The following is a 15,110-nucleotide window of genomic DNA, read 5'->3' on the forward strand; positions in this document are numbered from 1 at the left end:
AGGAATTACTTCTGGAACCATTTTTTGTAGATGGTTTCGTAGGTGCCGTCTTTCTTCACTTTTTCCAGCGCAGCGTTAAATTTCTGCTGCAGCTCAGTGTTGCCCTGACGAACGGCAATCCCCAGACCGGTGCCGAAGTAATCCTTATCGGTCACTTTGTCACCCACTGGTGCCAGCTTGTCGTTGGCTTTCAGCCACTCGGTCACGACAGCGGTATCACCGAAGACGCCGTCAATACGGCCATTCTGCAGATCCAGCTTCGCGTTCTGGTAGCTGTCATACGGAACAGTGGTGATCTCCGGATGTTTATCCATGATGAATTTCTGGTGCGTGGTGCCGTTCTGTACACCGACTTTCTTGCCTTTCAGCTGATCAACAGAGGTGAATTTCCCTTTCTGACCAATGAACAGGGCGGAGTTGTCGTAGTAAGGGGTGGTAAACAGCACCTGTTTTTCGCGCTCAGGCGTGATGTCCATACCGGCCATCACGGCGTCGATACGGCGGAACTTCAGGCTTGGAATCAGGCTGTCGAACGCCTGGTTGCTGAAGGTACAGGTTGCGTCGATCTCTTTACACAGGGCGTTTGCCAGATCCACATCGAAGCCCACAATCTTGTTGCTGGCATCCATGGACTCAAACGGAGGGTAAGACGCTTCCGTGGCGAAACGAATGGTCTGGGCTGCGGTAGCGGAAAGGGTAACGCCAGCAAGCAGCACGGCAAGTAATACTTTTTTCATTATATTTCCCCTGACACAATCAATGAGATAAATAGTTTTTGAAGGCATCGGTTTGCGGGTTGGAGAAGCAGCTCGCATCACCTTGCTCGACGATATAACCGTTTTCCATGTAAACCACGCGGCTGGCGGTTTTGCGCGCCACTTCCACTTCGTGGGTTACGATGACCTGAGTAATATTGGTTTCCGCCAGTTCACGAATGATGCTGACGATCTGGGCGGTGATTTCCGGGTCCAGCGCCGCCGTCGGTTCATCAAACAGCAGTACCGCAGGCTCCATCATCAACGCACGGGCAATCGCCACACGCTGTTGTTGTCCACCAGAAAGGTGCAGCGGATAGCGGTCGCTGTAAGGCTTAAGACGCAGACGTTCCAGCAGTTTTTCGGCACGCGCAATCGCCTGATCTTTGCTTAACCCCAGCACGCGGCACGGGGCTTCAATCAGGTTTTGCAGCACGGTCAGATGCGGCCAGAGATTGTATTGCTGGAAGACCATGCCGACGTTTTGACGCAGTTCGCGAATCGCTTTATCAGACGGGGTTTTCGCGAAATCAAAATGGTTACCGGCGATTGCCAGCGTACCTGAACGTGGCATTTCAAGCAGATTAAGGACACGCAGAAGGGAGCTTTTACCTGCACCGCTTGGGCCAAGCAAAACCAGCGTTTCGCCTTCCGGGCAGTTCAGCGTGATGTCAAACAGCGCCTGGTGTGCGCCGTAGAAGCAGTTAATGCCGTTTAGTTTAATACTCATCGGGGCAGTCTTTACTCATCCAGGCAATCTATAGCAATTGAGGCCGCAGATAGTACCGTTGACAGAATAGTTATGCAATATTTCTGCGTTAAAAGTTAAATATAACCCGTATTTCCTCTTAAACATAGCACAAAATAGCGAACGGCAAGGTCGGCGAGTATAAATGTCGGCATTCCGAATGAAATGCCGCACATTTTTCGGGGGTTACAATTTTGTATCGGATGGTTTAACGGTTTTCAATCGACTGACGCAGCGTGCCTGCCGGGGCATGAACGCTGCCGCCGACGTAGCGTACGTCGTCCACCGCCCAGCATTGACCCTCACGGATCATCAGCACTTCATCCTGCCAGGTCTGAGTACCCTGAGTTAGCTTCACACGCAGCGGAATGTTTCTCGCATCCGTGTTCGGGATAGTTGACGCGCTGGCCACTTCGGCGCTGTCAGGCAGCGTGGCGCGGCTGGAGAACGGATCGGATTTCAACAGCGCGTTGTGCTGCGGATCGCGGGTGGCGTCGTTCAGCAATTTTGCCAGTCCATCGCTGAGATACGGGCGCAGGCCGGTGAGATCGTTGCTGCGGTGCTGAATGCGATAATCATAGAACTGCTGCGCCACGGTGTCCGGGCCGCCATCAATACAGGGGCCGCTGCGGGTACCGATATCCTTAAAGGCTGGCGTGACCGTGGTAGTACAGGCGCTGAGCACCAGCGCGCAGGGCACGAAAAGTGTTAAAGCAGAATAGCGCATGTTGATTTCCTTATTTATTAACTATCCTTTCAATCATAGCGTAACGAACCGATAATGCTGTGCCTAAGGCATTGAACGCTAAAGAAGGAGATAAAATATGCAGTTTTCAACGACGCCAACCCTGGAAGGGCAGACCATTACCGAGTACTGCGGTGTGGTCACCGGTGAAGCGATTCTCGGTGCCAACATCTTCCGTGACTTTTTTGCCGGCATCCGCGATATCGTGGGTGGACGCTCTGGCGCATACGAAAAAGAGCTGCGCAAAGCGCGCGAGATTGCCTTTAAAGAGCTCGGCGAGCAGGCGGAAGCGCTCGGCGCGGATGCGGTCGTGGGGATTGATATCGACTACGAAACGGTCGGGAAAGATGCCAGCATGCTGATGGTGAGCGTAAGCGGTACGGCGGTGAAAACTCTTCGATGACGCGTTCGCTTACGGCGCTCCTGCTGGCGCTGTTGCTGGCAGGGTGCACCGCTGAAAAAGGGATTATTGATAAAGGTGCCTACGAGCTGGATACCCGGCATCAGGCGCAGGCGGCTTACCCGCGCATCAAGGTGCTGGTGATCCACTACACCGCGGATGATTTTGACAGCTCGCTCGCCACGCTAACGGATAAAAACGTCAGCTCTCACTATTTGATCCCTGCAAAGCCACCGGCACCGGAAGGAAAACCGCGCATCTGGCAACTGGTGCCCGAGAGCGAGCTGGCCTGGCATGCAGGCATTAGCTTCTGGCGGGGTACTAATCGTATCAATGATACATCTGTCGGCATTGAGCTGGAAAACCGTGGCTGGCAAAAGACGTCTGGCGTTAAGCACTTTACTCCTTTTGAACCTGCGCAGATCGCGGCGCTGGTGCCGCTCGCCAAAGACATTATTGCCCGCTACAACATCAGACCTGAAAATGTCGTGGCCCATTCGGATATCGCGCCGCAGCGTAAAGATGACCCCGGTCCGTTGTTTCCGTGGCGACAGCTGGCTCAGCAAGGCATCGGCGCATGGCCCGATCCCTCACGTGTTGCGTTCTATATGAACGGGCGTCCGCGCTATCAACAGGTGGATACTCCCGCGTTACTCGATCTCCTTGCGCGTTATGGCTATGAAGTACCGGCAGACAGTACGCCGGCGCAGCAAAAACGCATCATCATGGTCTTCCAGATGCATTTCCGGCCCGATCTGTGGAACGGAGTCGCGGATATCGAAACGATGGCCATTGCAGAAGCACTTCTAGAGAAATACGGGCAGGGGTAATCCTTCGGATTGCCCCCGAATGCGCCTGTTTATGCTGAATTGCTTGAGATTAATCTTAAGTACAAACTTAATTCATTTTTAGTTAATTGACTTAAAATTATCCGGATTTAAGATAGACACATAGCTTGCTAAGTAATGCGGCAAATAAATATAACGTACTCGCCCTTTATTTTCTCCTTGAGAATATCATCAGGAAAATATTAAAAGGTTAAGGTTTTATACCTTAGTCTTACTTTTTAAATTTCACATCTTAAATCGGGTATAATAATGTTAAGCATCTATGCGAAAAAATTACGTCCGCAGCATGAAATGGAAACCATTATCTCTGCAACGTCAGGTTTTGAAGAAAGAACCTTAAAGAAATGGCAAAAAATATCGACCTCTGATTCACAGTATATTCATATTATCGTCAGCGGCGAAGTTGAGTTCCGCCGTGAATCCGACGAGCTGTGTATGTTCACTGTGACGGGCCAGTGCATTTTTGGTCTCTCTGCCATGTACTACAACGCAACGCACATGTATGGCCTCGTTCGTGCCAATACCGTGGTGCGCTCAATTAAAAAAGAGGTTTTCGCCCAGCTAATGACTGAAAACAACTTATGGCCGGAACTGACTAAAGTCCTCTCCTGGTACATTTGTATGCTGAGCAAACGAGACGATGTGTTGGTTGCCCGCAGTGCCTATTCAGTCGTACGCGAATTCCTGTACGAAATTAATGAACTGATTATTCATCATCAACGTGATATTAATGTCTATGATTATATTCAGGAGTACACCAATCTGGCGCGTAGTACCATCATTAAAATTCTCTCCGACCTGAAAAAAGGTCAGTATATTGTCGTGGAAAAGGGGCGTCTCCTTAATATGGCAACATTGCCTGAGAAATATTAATTATTCCAGCCGATCGCCTTTCTGACTCAAAGGCGATCGGGTGTCTGCTTTATGTAATACACCAGACTGTGAATTCTCCTGCGTTTCGTCAACTGGCGGCGCGGGAATTTTTCCGTGCGAGTAATCCTGTTCTTGTTCTTTTAATGCCTGCTTAAACAACTCGGTTAACGATGAATTATTTGTGTCTGTGCTGGCGGGCGAAACATCGTGAGCTTCAGTTCCGGGTAACGTATCCCGCGACGTATCGTGCGGTTCCGTACCCTGAGGTGCCTGCTGCCAGTCGGCATCATCGCTGTTAATGGGAAGATCCTGCATGGCAGGAATATCATGGTGTACTGGCGCAGGTTTCGGCTCCGGATGCGGGAACGGTTTACTCACATACACATAGTGCATATCTGAAATCTGCGTCTCGGGTTTTACGACGCTGACCTTTTTTGCCAGTTCCGGTGCGGGATGACGCAGGTTCCAGTAGGTATGCGTGTACAGTCCCGCCATCAGCATGGCACACAGACTCACCATCCATACGACGGTGTAGGTGAATATTGTTCTCAGGTGGGGGAAACGATACGAAAACCAGACCGCCTCCCCGGTTGTGTAGCTGCGCTGAGCCGCAAGACAGATGGTAGACATCAGGAACGCCCCTCCTGCGTTTGAGTGGTCTGAATCAATACGCTCGGCGTGGTATTGGTTACGCGCATTAACTGCATCAACGTCTCTTCCCCGGGAATACCATCCACATGCAGATGCATTTTTTGCTGGAACTCGCGGGTGCGTTTCATCATTTCCGCCGTCCAGGTTTGAGAGTGGGTTTCCGGTTGGGCAAGGGCCTGACTCAACTGCTGGTCAAGCCAGGTCATATCTTTACTGTCGCTGGCGGCGCCGATCGCGTCTTTACCTTCCGGCGTCAGGCTGTGCAGTTGGGTGTAGTTTCCGGTCGCGTGTTGCTTAAACCAGTTGCGGCTCACCTGCCAGGTGCGGTTGTTCATCAGCAGGTCGATTGAGGTCTCTCCGACGCGGGCGACCACAGCATAGTTAAGGTGGTTACCCGTTTTCAGTTCACTGATCCACGGATAGCCCTCCTGTGTCAGCGCTTCCGGTGAGGCATTTCCCTGTTTGCACATCAGATTCACCTTCGCGGCGTTTTGACACAGAGCATCGTCCGCCGAGGCGTCATAACCCCACATCAGATAGAGCTGATGCATGGCATCTGACGGGGTGATCATTTCGTTATCGATAACCGGCACAACAGGCGCCTGAACTTTTGGCGTCTGATGCCGCCAGCTTACCGGAACCGGCAGCTGAACCGGAAGGCGTGCCGTCATCGCTGAGCTGAAATACCAGCCGCAGGCAGCGAACAGCACAGACGCGAATAACCCCACGGTAGCCAGGCGCTTACCGTATTTTTTCCCGGGCAGGACTTCTCCCGCGGCCAGGCGTAAATGACGTGGGCTGACCTGGCTTGCACGCTCGGTCCAGGCGGCAAGCATCGCGAGGTGCGCCAGTTCATTTAGCTTGCTGATATTCCCTTTGGTCAGGGCATGCATTTTACGCACGCGGGCCGGGGTTAACGGTGAGTTCTCGCATCCCTGTTCGTCACACTGCGCCTGCACGTAGTTGAGATATTCCCGGCAGGTGAGCGAGCGCAACGTGTGATGGGTGTGCGTATATTCCCGCAACACAGATTGCTGCATCAGGACGGCTTCCTGAGCTGCTGCGCCCATCAGCACGATGGAAAGAGCAAACTCCAGCTCCTGGGCGCGCGTGAGCAACAGAGCCAGCACCTCCCGGCAGGTGTCTTTCATGGCTTCGGTGTGGGTGAGCACCAGCACTTTCGACCTGGTTTTACCGCCTTGCCACTGGTGCAACACCGCATCCACCGCCTGAACCCTGTTCTTGTTCTCTTTCGTTCCCGGGTTGAGCTTATACAGCAGGCTACTGGCACTCAGTTTTGGGAACGCGTTGATGGCAAGAACATTAGGGTTAGCAGATTTCAGGGCATCGCTGAACTGGCCCAGCAGCGGGAGATCGTCAGAAAAGAGCCCCGTAATTCCCGCCAGCTGGGTTTTCTCTTTCAGCAGGTTGAAAACGTCCTGATGATAAGGCACCAGAAAATCCCCGGATAAACGAGTGATCTTCCGAAAGGGCGGATTTTTAAAATTAAAGTGGCTCTGATACATAACGACTTACCGTCTCTGATTGAATAGCAACAGGACGAGAAAGTAAAGCAACGCCACCGAGGGGGCAATTTATACACAGGGTAAAAATATCCTGCTGTCGATACCTAACATCTGAATTTTATACGGTCAATATGTTTTTTCATGAAAGTTAGCGGCAAAGCCAGTGGTCGTATTTATCGCGAGGGATTACGCTTTCCACACATATTAGTGCAGCGTGATGCTGCTTATTTTCGCTTTGCTAAAGGCCAGATGAAAAATGAGGTTCTCATATCTGTCTCGGTGGATAACGCCTTGCATTATGTTTGTGCTGTTAATTTTTTGCGGCCAGCAAGGGTATCGGACGTTTAAAGATTATAAAAAAGTGACGAATAAGTTGGTTAATTCTGATGTGCAGCCAGCGAAAAATCCTCGTGAAGAAAAGACATTCACACTTTTCGCCGCTGCTGTACGTCAGGATAACTTACCTGCGGCAGTCAAAGCCCCTCTGGCTGCGGAAATTGAAGGCATCGTACGCAGTGATGATACCTGGCTTTCCTTCGCCGTCATCAAAACACCCGGTGGTCAAAAGAGTTACCGCGAAGGTGAGCCACTGGCCGGATTTAACGATGCCTATATTCAGGAAATTAACAAAGATAATGTGGTGGTTAATTACGAAGGTGCTACGCAGGTACTGGCTTTAAATAAACCTGATTATTTTAAGGGCGGCGTTGACAACGGCCCGGTAACCCATTCGACGAAAGATGCAGGTGCGGACAATGTGCATCTGGATGATTATCTGGTGTTAAAACCAATAATCGAAAAGGGGCAACTGGAAGGCTATAACATTAATCCAAAGGACGCTTCCACCTTCTACAGCCATTCAGGGTTGAAAAAAGGGGATGTGGCAGTAGAAGTGAACTCAGTCGATATGACCGATCAAGCAAAGGCAAAAAGTATTATTGCCAGTTGGTCGAAAATGAAAGAAGCGGAGGTCGTCGTCAGACGTCACGCTCACCTTGAAAATATTCGGGTTAATGTTCTAAACAATTAACAAGTGTACAGACATGAAGAAATTTCCCTGGGCGTGCGTGGCGCTGACCGCATTGTCGTTATATTCGAGTTCGCTGCTTGCAGCCAACTTTAGCGCGAGCTTTAAAAATACCGATATCCGCGAGTTTATTGATACGGTTGGCCGCAATCTTAATAAAACCATTCTCGTCGACCCGTCCGTTCAGGGCACGGTGTCGGTCAGAACCTACAACGTGCTGACGGAAGATGAGTATTACCAGTTCTTTCTGAGCGTGCTGGATTTGTACGGGCTGTCGGTGATCCCGATGGACAACGGTATGGTCAAAGTGGTGCGCTCAAGCGTAGCCCGCACCGCCGGCGCACCGCTGGCAGACAGCAAAAATCCGGGCAAGGGTGATGAGATCATCACTCGCGTCGTGCGCATGGAAAATGTGCCAGTACGTGAACTGGCTCCGCTGCTGCGTCAGCTCAACGATGCCACCGGCATCGGCAACGTGGTCCATTTCGAGCCCTCCAACGTGCTGCTGTTAACCGGTAAAGCCTCAGTGGTGAACCGTCTGGTGGATCTGGTTCAGCGCGTGGATAAAGACGGGGTTCAGCGTCGTGAGATTGTGCCGCTGCGCTTTGCGTCCGCGAAGGAGCTCTCAGACATGTTGAACAATCTCAACAACGAAGAGCAGAAAGGGCAAAACGCGCCGCAACTGGCTACCAAAGTGGTGGCGGATGACGAAACGAATAGTCTGGTGATCAGCGGTTCGGAAGATGCGCGGATGCGTACCCGTTCCCTCATTCATCAACTGGATCGCGAGCAGAACAACGAGGGCAACACCCGCGTCTTCTATCTCAAATATGCCAGTGCCACGAAAGTGGTTCCGGTGCTTACCGGTATTGGCGAGCAGCTGAAAGATAAAGCGGGCACGCCTAAGGCGAAAACCGCTACTGCGACAAGCGATCTGAATATTACCGCTGATGAAGCAACCAACTCGCTGGTGATCACCGCGCAGCCTAACGTGATGAACTCTCTGGAGAAGGTGATCGACAAGCTCGACATCCGCCGTCCGCAGGTACTGGTAGAAGCGATCATTGCTGAGGTGCAGGACGGTAACGGACTGGACCTCGGCGTGCAGTGGACCAGTAAACATGGTGGTGTGCAGTTCGGCTCCACCGGGCTGCCCATCAGCCAGGTGAAAAATGGCGTGATGAAAGGGGCGAGTTTCACTGGCCTGGCGACAGGATTCTTTAACGGTGATTTCGGGGCCCTGATGACCGCGCTCTCAACCGATGGCAAAAATGACATTCTTTCGACCCCAAGCGTGGTCACGCTGGATAACAAAGAAGCGTCGTTCAACGTGGGTCAGGATGTGCCGGTGCTTTCCGGTTCGCAGACCACCAGTGGTGACAACGTCTTTAACTCTGTTGAGCGTAAGACGGTCGGTACCAAGCTGAAGATTGTGCCGCAAATCAACGACGGGGACATGATCCATCTGAAGATCGAGCAAGAAGTGTCCAGTGTCGACAACAGTGCAACGGAAGACGCCAGCCTCGGCCCAACCTTCAACACCCGTACCATCAACAACGAAGTGATGGTGCACAGTGGGCAGACGGTGGTGCTTGGCGGACTGATGGAAAACGTCACCAAACAGTCGGTTTCCAAAGTGCCGCTGCTCGGCGATATCCCGCTGGTCGGTCAGCTGTTCCGCTACACCTCGCAGGATACGTCCAAACGCAACCTGATGGTATTCATCCATACCACCGTCCTGCGTGATGACGATAACTACAGTGCGGCGTCGAAAGAGAAGTATGACCAAATCCGCGCTCGTCAGCAGCAGCGCGTGGAGGAGAAAAAGCTCGGTATCGTTGAGCCAACCGATAATGCGGTGTTGCCTGCATTGCCCTCTGCCTCCCGCAACCCGTTTAAAGAGTAAGGGAGGCATAACGTGGACGAGCTGGGGAAAACTCTGTGTAGCAGCAGCTACGCGAAAGATAATGGCGTTTTATTTTACAACAATGCTGTCTATATCCGTGATGACACCCCGGCGTTTGCCCTGCTGGAGGTACACCGGGTGCTGGGGCGCGCGTTCGTTCCGGTAACCCTGACGTCTGACGCTTTCGATGAGATGCTGGCCAAAATCTGGCAGCAGAGCAGCGGCGTGTCTCAGCAGCTGGTGGACGATATGGATGCAGATATCGATCTGATGGCGTTAACCGAGGAGATCCCGGATAACGAAGATCTGCTCGATAACGACGAAAACTCCCCGGTGATCCGCCTGATCAACGCCATTCTCGGCGAGGCGGTCAAGGATGGTGCGTCAGATATTCATATCGAAACCTTTGAGCGCACGCTGAGTATTCGCTTCCGCGTCGACGGCGTACTGCGCCCGGTGTTGCAGCCTGCGCGTAAACTCGCGCCGCTGCTGGTGTCGCGTATTAAAGTCATGTCAAAACTGGATATCGCCGAGAAGCGCCTGCCGCAGGATGGCCGTATCTCCCTGCGCATTGGTCGTAAGGCGATTGACGTGCGTGTGTCGACCATTCCATCTCAGTATGGCGAGCGCGTGGTAATGCGTCTGCTCGATAAAAGCAATCTCAAGCCCGACATCAACAAGCTGGGGCTGATTGATGAAGAGCTGGAGAAGTTAAAAGGGCTGATTGACCGTCCGCACGGCATTATCCTGGTCACCGGGCCAACGGGTTCCGGTAAAAGTACCACCCTGTACGCCATTCTGTCGGCGCTGAACGGCCATGAACGCAATATTCTGACCGTTGAAGATCCGATTGAATACGAGCTGGAAGGGGTGGGGCAGACGCAGGTTAACCCGCGCGTGGACATGACCTTTGCCCGCGGACTGCGCGCAATTCTGCGTCAGGACCCGGACGTGGTGATGATTGGGGAAATTCGTGATGGTGAGACCGCGCAAATTGCGGTGCAGGCGTCGCTGACCGGTCACCTGGTCATGTCTACGCTGCACACCAACAGTGCCGCAGGGGCGATTACCCGTCTGCGGGATATGGGGCTGGAGTCCTTTTTAATCGGTTCATCGTTACTCGGTGTCATTGCCCAGCGTCTGGTGCGTCGGTTGTGTTCTCACTGCCGAACCACCAGTCCGCTGGATGACAATGAAAAGGCGTTGTTCAGTTTTATGGAGACGCCACCCAAAACGATCTATCGCGCGGTAGGGTGCGAGCACTGCCGCCAGAGCGGCTATCAGGGCCGGGCCGGTATTCATGAATTCCTGGTGGTGGACAGCACTATGCGCCGCGCCATTCATGAAGATAAAGATGAAATGTCCATCGAGACACAGCTCTTTAAGCAGGCCTACAGCCTGCGTGAAAACGGGCTGTTGAAAGTGATCGGCGGCGTAACGTCTCTCGAAGAGGTGATGCGGGTGACCGCCGAGCGTGGAGGGGATGCGTAATGGCCTTCTACGCCTGGACGGCAACGGATGTCGCGGGCAAAACCGTGCGTGGCGCGTTGCAGGCCGAAGGGCAGAAGCAGGTTCGCCAGATGTTGCGCGAGCAAAAGCTGATGCCCGTCAGCATTACCGAGACCCGTGAAGCAGCGTCAGCCGGAAAAACGAAAACGGGGACAAAGCTCTCCACCCCGGTGCTGTCGATGTTTACCCGCCAGCTCTCCACGCTGGTCAACGCCGCGCTGCCGCTGGAGAGCGCGCTGAAAGCAATCTCGAAGCAGACGGAAGACAAAAAGCTGGCGGCGATGGTGGTGGAGATCCGCGAGAAGGTAGTGGAGGGACACACGCTCTTTGACGCCTTCAGCCAGTTTCCGCGCACCTTCGACAAACTCTACTGCACGCTGGTGATGGCTGGTGAAAAGACCGGCCACCTGGGCGATGTGCTGGAGAAGCTGGCCGAGTACAACGAGCAGCGTCAGAAGATGAAAAGCAAGCTGACGCAGGCGATGGTCTACCCCATCACCCTGACGGTGGTGGCCATCGCGGTCATCAGCATTCTGCTGGTGGCGGTGGTGCCGCAGGTGATTGAACAGTTCACCCACATGAAGCAGCAACTGCCGATCACCACCCGGACGCTGATTGCGGTGAGTGATTTCCTGCAGGCCTACGGCATCTACATTGTCGGCGTGCTGGGCGGTGGATTCGTCAGCTTTAAGGCCTGGCTCAGACATACCAAAAACCGTTTCAAATGGAACCACTGGCTGGTCAACGGATCGCCAGTTAAAAAGCTGGTGTGCGCCATTAACAGCGCCCGTTATATCCGTACCTTAAGTATCCTTCAGGCCAGCAGCGTGCCGTTACTGGAAGGGATGTATATCGCGATGGACGGCATTGAAAACCTCTATGCCCGGCAGGTGCTGGAGCAGGCAGCAGATACTGTGCGCCAGGGGGCGTCACTGTATGCCGCGCTGGAACAGGCGAAATTATTCCCGCCGACCATGCTGTATATGATTGCCTCCGGCGAAGAGAGCGGCGAATTAGGCAATTTAATGGATCGCGCGGCGGAAAACCAGGAATCGGCATTACAGCATCGAATTACGTTAACGCTGTCGGTATTTGAACCGGCACTGGTGGTATCCATGGCAACGATTGTTTTATTCATCGTGCTGTCAATATTACAACCGCTTCTGCAACTTAATAATATGGTAGGTTAAAACATGGCTATGAAAAGAAAACACCTGGCACGCCAGGCGGGGTTTACTTTGCTCGAATTAATGGTGGTTATTGTTATTCTCGGCGTGTTAGCGAGTATGGTGGTGCCAAACTTAATGGGAAATAAAGAAAAGGCCGATACCCAAAAAGCGACCAGCGATATTGTCGCGCTCGAAGGCTCCCTGGATATGTATAAGCTGGATAACCACCGTTATCCGACGACGGAACAGGGTTTGCAGGCGCTGGTGACTAAACCTGAAATCGCACCCATCCCGAACGGCTACCGTGCTGACGGCTATATTCGTCGACTGCCTCAGGACCCATGGGGCGGAGAGTATATTCTGGTGAGCCCGGGCGAACACGGTGCGGTCGATGTCTTCTCGGCAGGGCCTGATGGTGAAGCTAATACCGCCGATGATATTACGAACTGGTCTCTGGATAAAAAAGAGAAATGATGAAAAATCAACGCGGCTTTACGTTGCTGGAAATTATTCTGGCGCTGGTGATATTTGCCAGTTGCGCCATGATGGTGGTGTCAACAATACCTTCGCGCAGCGGTGCGGATATATTTGGCCAGCAATTAAAAGCCCTCGTTGATTATGGTTCAGACCGTGCGGTGATGGACGGAAATATCGTCGGGCTGGTGCTAACCACGGATAACTATCAGTTGGTGACGCTCGACGATAAAAACGGCGAGCGGCACTGGGTACCGTTATCCGCAGGTCGTATTACCACCAAAGGCGATTTCCCTGAGGAGATGCACGTTTCGCTCTCGCCGCAGCGCCTGGCCGCCACGGTCGCCTCCGAGCCGCAGGTGCTCTTTTTGCCGGATGGTGAAATCAGCCGCTTCACGCTGACGCTGCAAAGCTACGACAAACAGCACCATTTTCGCGTGGTGTCGCAAGGTGCGGCCCCGGTATCGGTAGAAAACGATGACTAAAGGCAACGCTAAGCAAAAGGGCATGACGCTGCTGGAGGTGATGGTCGCGCTGGTCATCTTCTCGACTGCCGCACTGGCGCTGATGAACTCGGTCTCCCTGAACGTGCGTTTCACCCATGGTCTGGCCGACACATTGCAGGCGAGCTGGGTTGCCGAGAACCAGCTGGCGGAAGCGCAGCTCGCGAAAACCGACTTCCCGGATGCTGAGCAGCAGGGAACGGAAATCATGGGCGGACGCAGCTGGAACTGGCGCAAGCAGCGGGTCAAAACCGCCGACAACAGCTGGGCTAACGCCATCCGCGTGTATGCGGAAGGCGACGACAGCCAGCCGGTAATCTCACTGCAAATCATTGGGCCGGGAGAGAGCAAGTGAAGAAAACCCGACGCCAGCGCGGATTTACCCTGCTGGAGATCATGATTGCGCTGACCATCTTTGCGGTGATCAGCACCCTGGCCTGGCAAATTCTGGACGGCGCGATGCGTACCAGCTCGGCCACCGATGCCAGCGCGGCGAAGCTCAATCAGCTTCAGCGGGCCTGGAACCTGATGGAGCGTGATTTCTACCAGCTTCAGGCGCGCGCCCCGCGTAATGAGCCGGATCGGTTTCGTCAGGTTGGTGATGTGCTTGAACTGACCACCCTGAACGGCGTGAGCGGAACGGTACAACTGGAGCGCGTGCGCTGGCGGCTGGAAGAGGGGCGCCTGTATCGCGACGTCTGGCCGGTGATTGACGGCCCGGCGGACGCCAAACCCGACGAGGTGCCGATTGTCAGCGAGGTGAAATCCCTGCAGTGGCGTTTTTACCATCAGGGCTGGCTGAAAAGCTGGAGCGACCCGGCGCATCTGCCGGACGGCGTAGAACTGACGCTGACCATGGAAAACGGTGATACCTGGCGCTGGGTGTTTACGACCCCGGGCGATCTGCCGGAAGCTGCGTCGCCTGTGTCGCCAGCGGCACCGGAAGCAACATCATGAGTGTATTACGCAAACAGAAAGGGGTGGCCCTGCTGGTGGTGTTGATCCTGCTGGTCATGATGTCGGCGCTGGCCGCTAAAATCAGCCAGCAATTTTGCCGCAACCTGCAAAAAACGCATTACCAGGTGAGCCAGCAGCAGCTGCGCTGGGCGATGCAGGCGCAGGAGAAGGTGGTGAAAGACCGGCTGCAAGCCGACGCCAGCGGTGAGAGTAAAGCCCTCACGCTTGAGGGCGACTGGCATCAACCGCTGGAAACACGCGGGGAAGACTATACGGTCGTCAGCCAGGTAGAAGACGCGCAGGACTGTTTTAACGTCAACAACCTGCTGGCCGCTGAGAAAATTGCCCAGGGGCAAAATGTGCCTGTCACACCGGAAAAATCGCGTAAAGAGCAGATTGTTGAACAGCTTCTGACAGAGAGTGGCCTGAGCCACAACACGGCAGAAGAGGTGTATCAACAGCTGGTGGACTATCTCGATGGCGATACGACGACGGCCAAAGAGGGTAGCGAGACCGATGCCTGGGCTGGCGTGGTGCCCGCCCGACAACCGGCGAACCAGATGATGCGCACGATTGCGGAGATCGCAATGCTGCCGGCATTTCCGGCAACGGCATACCCGAAGGTGAACAAGCTGTTATGCGCATTACCGGACTCCGCCAGCAAGGTGGATGTGAACACGCTGAAACCGGCGCAGGCGGCCTTACTGGCCGCAATGTTCCCCGGAAAAATAACCGAAGATGACGCCCTGCGCCTGATTGAATCGCGCCCTGAAACTGGCTGGGAAAATATGGAAGCGTTCAGCAAAGCGCTGGAACGGGCCTTCCCACAGCTAAAAGACGATCTCCCGCAGGTGGCTGAGTTCTTCTCAACCAATAGCCGGTATTTCCGCGTCAATTATACCGGCAATACTGATGAATTAACGCTTCGCGTGGTGAGCCAGCTTCAGGTCAACAGTGAGGCTGGCGAGATCGTGACGTGGCAACGTCGTTACCGAATGATTGAATAAGAAAAGTTGAAC

17 protein-coding genes are annotated in these 15,110 nt (G+C 53.6%); 12 read left to right on the top strand and 5 right to left on the bottom strand.

All coding sequences use genetic code 11. The annotated features are described in order from the left end of the window. Nucleotides 1–5: 5 nt before the first annotated feature. The 3 genes from artI to ACLHV8_RS06080 form a co-directional block, all read right to left on the bottom strand. Complete coding sequence (gene artI / locus ACLHV8_RS06070; RefSeq protein WP_028019298.1) at nt 6–737, bottom strand: arginine ABC transporter substrate-binding protein ArtI; 732 nt, start codon at nt 735–737, stop codon at nt 6–8. Nucleotides 738–756: 19 nt separating this feature from the next. Then, nucleotides 757–1,485 carry an arginine ABC transporter ATP-binding protein ArtP gene (artP, locus tag ACLHV8_RS06075; protein ID WP_028019297.1) on the bottom strand — a complete coding sequence of 243 codons (729 nt, stop codon included), beginning with the start codon at nt 1,483–1,485 and terminating at the stop codon, nt 757–759. Nucleotides 1,486–1,711: 226 nt separating this feature from the next. Next, nucleotides 1,712–2,230: a lipoprotein gene (locus tag ACLHV8_RS06080; protein WP_028019296.1), complete on the bottom strand. Its 519-nt coding sequence runs from the start codon at nt 2,228–2,230 to the stop codon at nt 1,712–1,714. A gap of 97 nt (nt 2,231–2,327) precedes the next feature. Here ACLHV8_RS06080 and ACLHV8_RS06085 point away from each other — a divergent pair, with 97 nt between their 5' ends. The 3 genes from ACLHV8_RS06085 (at nt 2,328) to ACLHV8_RS06095 (ending at nt 4,369) form a co-directional block, all read left to right on the top strand. Further along, complete coding sequence (locus ACLHV8_RS06085; RefSeq protein ID WP_023310944.1) at nt 2,328–2,651, top strand: heavy metal-binding domain-containing protein; 324 nt, start codon at nt 2,328–2,330, stop codon at nt 2,649–2,651. Continuing rightward, a complete protein-coding gene (locus ACLHV8_RS06090) occupies nt 2,648–3,478 on the top strand; it encodes an N-acetylmuramoyl-L-alanine amidase (protein ID WP_208593755.1) in 831 nt (276 codons plus the stop codon). The genes ACLHV8_RS06085 and ACLHV8_RS06090 overlap by 4 nt, the downstream gene beginning before the upstream one ends. A gap of 267 nt (nt 3,479–3,745) precedes the next feature. Beyond that, a complete protein-coding gene (locus ACLHV8_RS06095) occupies nt 3,746–4,369 on the top strand; it encodes a helix-turn-helix domain-containing protein (RefSeq protein WP_028019294.1) in 624 nt (207 codons plus the stop codon). Here the strand turns inward: ACLHV8_RS06095 and ACLHV8_RS06100 are convergent, their stop codons facing one another. Together ACLHV8_RS06100 and ACLHV8_RS06105 are read right to left on the bottom strand one after the other, a co-directional pair. Next, nucleotides 4,370–4,999 carry a hypothetical protein gene (locus tag ACLHV8_RS06100; protein ID WP_208593754.1) on the bottom strand — a complete coding sequence of 210 codons (630 nt, stop codon included), beginning with the start codon at nt 4,997–4,999 and terminating at the stop codon, nt 4,370–4,372. It lies immediately after the preceding gene. After that, entirely contained in the window at nt 4,999–6,546 is a 1,548-nt protein-coding gene (locus ACLHV8_RS06105) for an ExeA family protein (RefSeq protein WP_208593753.1), read from the bottom strand. Before ACLHV8_RS06105 ends, ACLHV8_RS06100 begins: the two co-directional genes overlap by 1 nt. Nucleotides 6,547–6,844: 298 nt before the next feature. Between ACLHV8_RS06105 and gspC the strand changes: the two genes are divergently transcribed. From gspC to gspK, 9 genes are read left to right on the top strand one after another with little or no spacing between them, the layout of a single operon-like run. After that, nucleotides 6,845–7,576, top strand: a complete 732-nt coding sequence (gene gspC / locus ACLHV8_RS06110) for a type II secretion system protein GspC (protein ID WP_028019291.1) — start codon at nt 6,845–6,847, stop codon at nt 7,574–7,576. Nucleotides 7,577–7,589: 13 nt separating this feature from the next. Continuing rightward, on the top strand, nt 7,590–9,479 hold the full coding sequence (gene gspD, locus ACLHV8_RS06115; RefSeq protein ID WP_108090370.1) for a type II secretion system secretin GspD: 1,890 nt from the start codon (nt 7,590–7,592) through the stop codon (nt 9,477–9,479). 12 nt (nt 9,480–9,491) lie between these two features. Then, on the top strand, nt 9,492–10,970 hold the full coding sequence (gene gspE, locus ACLHV8_RS06120; protein ID WP_208593752.1) for a type II secretion system ATPase GspE: 1,479 nt from the start codon (nt 9,492–9,494) through the stop codon (nt 10,968–10,970). After that, complete coding sequence (gene gspF / locus ACLHV8_RS06125; RefSeq protein WP_028019288.1) at nt 10,970–12,178, top strand: type II secretion system inner membrane protein GspF; 1,209 nt, start codon at nt 10,970–10,972, stop codon at nt 12,176–12,178. Before gspE ends, gspF begins: the two co-directional genes overlap by 1 nt. A gap of 3 nt (nt 12,179–12,181) precedes the next feature. After that, a complete protein-coding gene (gene gspG, locus ACLHV8_RS06130) occupies nt 12,182–12,631 on the top strand; it encodes a type II secretion system major pseudopilin GspG (RefSeq protein WP_028019287.1) in 450 nt (149 codons plus the stop codon). After that, nucleotides 12,631–13,116, top strand: coding sequence for a type II secretion system minor pseudopilin GspH (gspH, locus tag ACLHV8_RS06135; protein ID WP_028019286.1), 486 nt, complete (start codon nt 12,631–12,633; stop codon nt 13,114–13,116). The genes gspG and gspH overlap by 1 nt, the downstream gene beginning before the upstream one ends. Continuing rightward, on the top strand, nt 13,109–13,489 hold the full coding sequence (gene gspI, locus ACLHV8_RS06140; RefSeq protein ID WP_028019285.1) for a type II secretion system minor pseudopilin GspI: 381 nt from the start codon (nt 13,109–13,111) through the stop codon (nt 13,487–13,489). Before gspH ends, gspI begins: the two co-directional genes overlap by 8 nt. Further along, a complete protein-coding gene (gene gspJ, locus ACLHV8_RS06145; protein ID WP_208593751.1) occupies nt 13,486–14,091 on the top strand; it encodes a type II secretion system minor pseudopilin GspJ in 606 nt (201 codons plus the stop codon). The genes gspI and gspJ overlap by 4 nt, the downstream gene beginning before the upstream one ends. Then, nucleotides 14,088–15,098: a type II secretion system minor pseudopilin GspK gene (gene gspK, locus ACLHV8_RS06150; RefSeq protein WP_208593750.1), complete on the top strand. Its 1,011-nt coding sequence runs from the start codon at nt 14,088–14,090 to the stop codon at nt 15,096–15,098. Before gspJ ends, gspK begins: the two co-directional genes overlap by 4 nt. Nucleotides 15,099–15,110 lie beyond the last annotated feature (12 nt).

Source organism: Enterobacter sp. CPE_E863 (genome assembly GCF_046521465.1).
Taxonomy (GTDB): domain Bacteria; phylum Pseudomonadota; class Gammaproteobacteria; order Enterobacterales; family Enterobacteriaceae; genus Enterobacter; species Enterobacter adelaidei.

Coding starts and splice junctions, on each gene's coding strand:
- artI (WP_028019298.1), bottom strand. CDS start 737: ATGAAAAAAGTATTACTTGCCGTGCTGCTTGCTGGCGTTACCCTTTCC.
- artP (WP_028019297.1), bottom strand. CDS start 1,485: ATGAGTATTAAACTAAACGGCATTAACTGCTTCTACGGCGCACACCAG.
- ACLHV8_RS06080 (WP_028019296.1), bottom strand. CDS start 2,230: ATGCGCTATTCTGCTTTAACACTTTTCGTGCCCTGCGCGCTGGTGCTC.
- ACLHV8_RS06085 (WP_023310944.1), top strand. CDS start 2,328: ATGCAGTTTTCAACGACGCCAACCCTGGAAGGGCAGACCATTACCGAG.
- ACLHV8_RS06090 (WP_208593755.1), top strand. CDS start 2,648: ATGACGCGTTCGCTTACGGCGCTCCTGCTGGCGCTGTTGCTGGCAGGG.
- ACLHV8_RS06095 (WP_028019294.1), top strand. CDS start 3,746: ATGTTAAGCATCTATGCGAAAAAATTACGTCCGCAGCATGAAATGGAA.
- ACLHV8_RS06100 (WP_208593754.1), bottom strand. CDS start 4,999: ATGTCTACCATCTGTCTTGCGGCTCAGCGCAGCTACACAACCGGGGAG.
- ACLHV8_RS06105 (WP_208593753.1), bottom strand. CDS start 6,546: ATGTATCAGAGCCACTTTAATTTTAAAAATCCGCCCTTTCGGAAGATC.
- gspC (WP_028019291.1), top strand. CDS start 6,845: ATGTTTGTGCTGTTAATTTTTTGCGGCCAGCAAGGGTATCGGACGTTT.
- gspD (WP_108090370.1), top strand. CDS start 7,590: ATGAAGAAATTTCCCTGGGCGTGCGTGGCGCTGACCGCATTGTCGTTA.
- gspF (WP_028019288.1), top strand. CDS start 10,970: ATGGCCTTCTACGCCTGGACGGCAACGGATGTCGCGGGCAAAACCGTG.
- gspG (WP_028019287.1), top strand. CDS start 12,182: ATGGCTATGAAAAGAAAACACCTGGCACGCCAGGCGGGGTTTACTTTG.
- gspH (WP_028019286.1), top strand. CDS start 12,631: ATGAAAAATCAACGCGGCTTTACGTTGCTGGAAATTATTCTGGCGCTG.
- gspI (WP_028019285.1), top strand. CDS start 13,109: ATGACTAAAGGCAACGCTAAGCAAAAGGGCATGACGCTGCTGGAGGTG.
- gspK (WP_208593750.1), top strand. CDS start 14,088: ATGAGTGTATTACGCAAACAGAAAGGGGTGGCCCTGCTGGTGGTGTTG.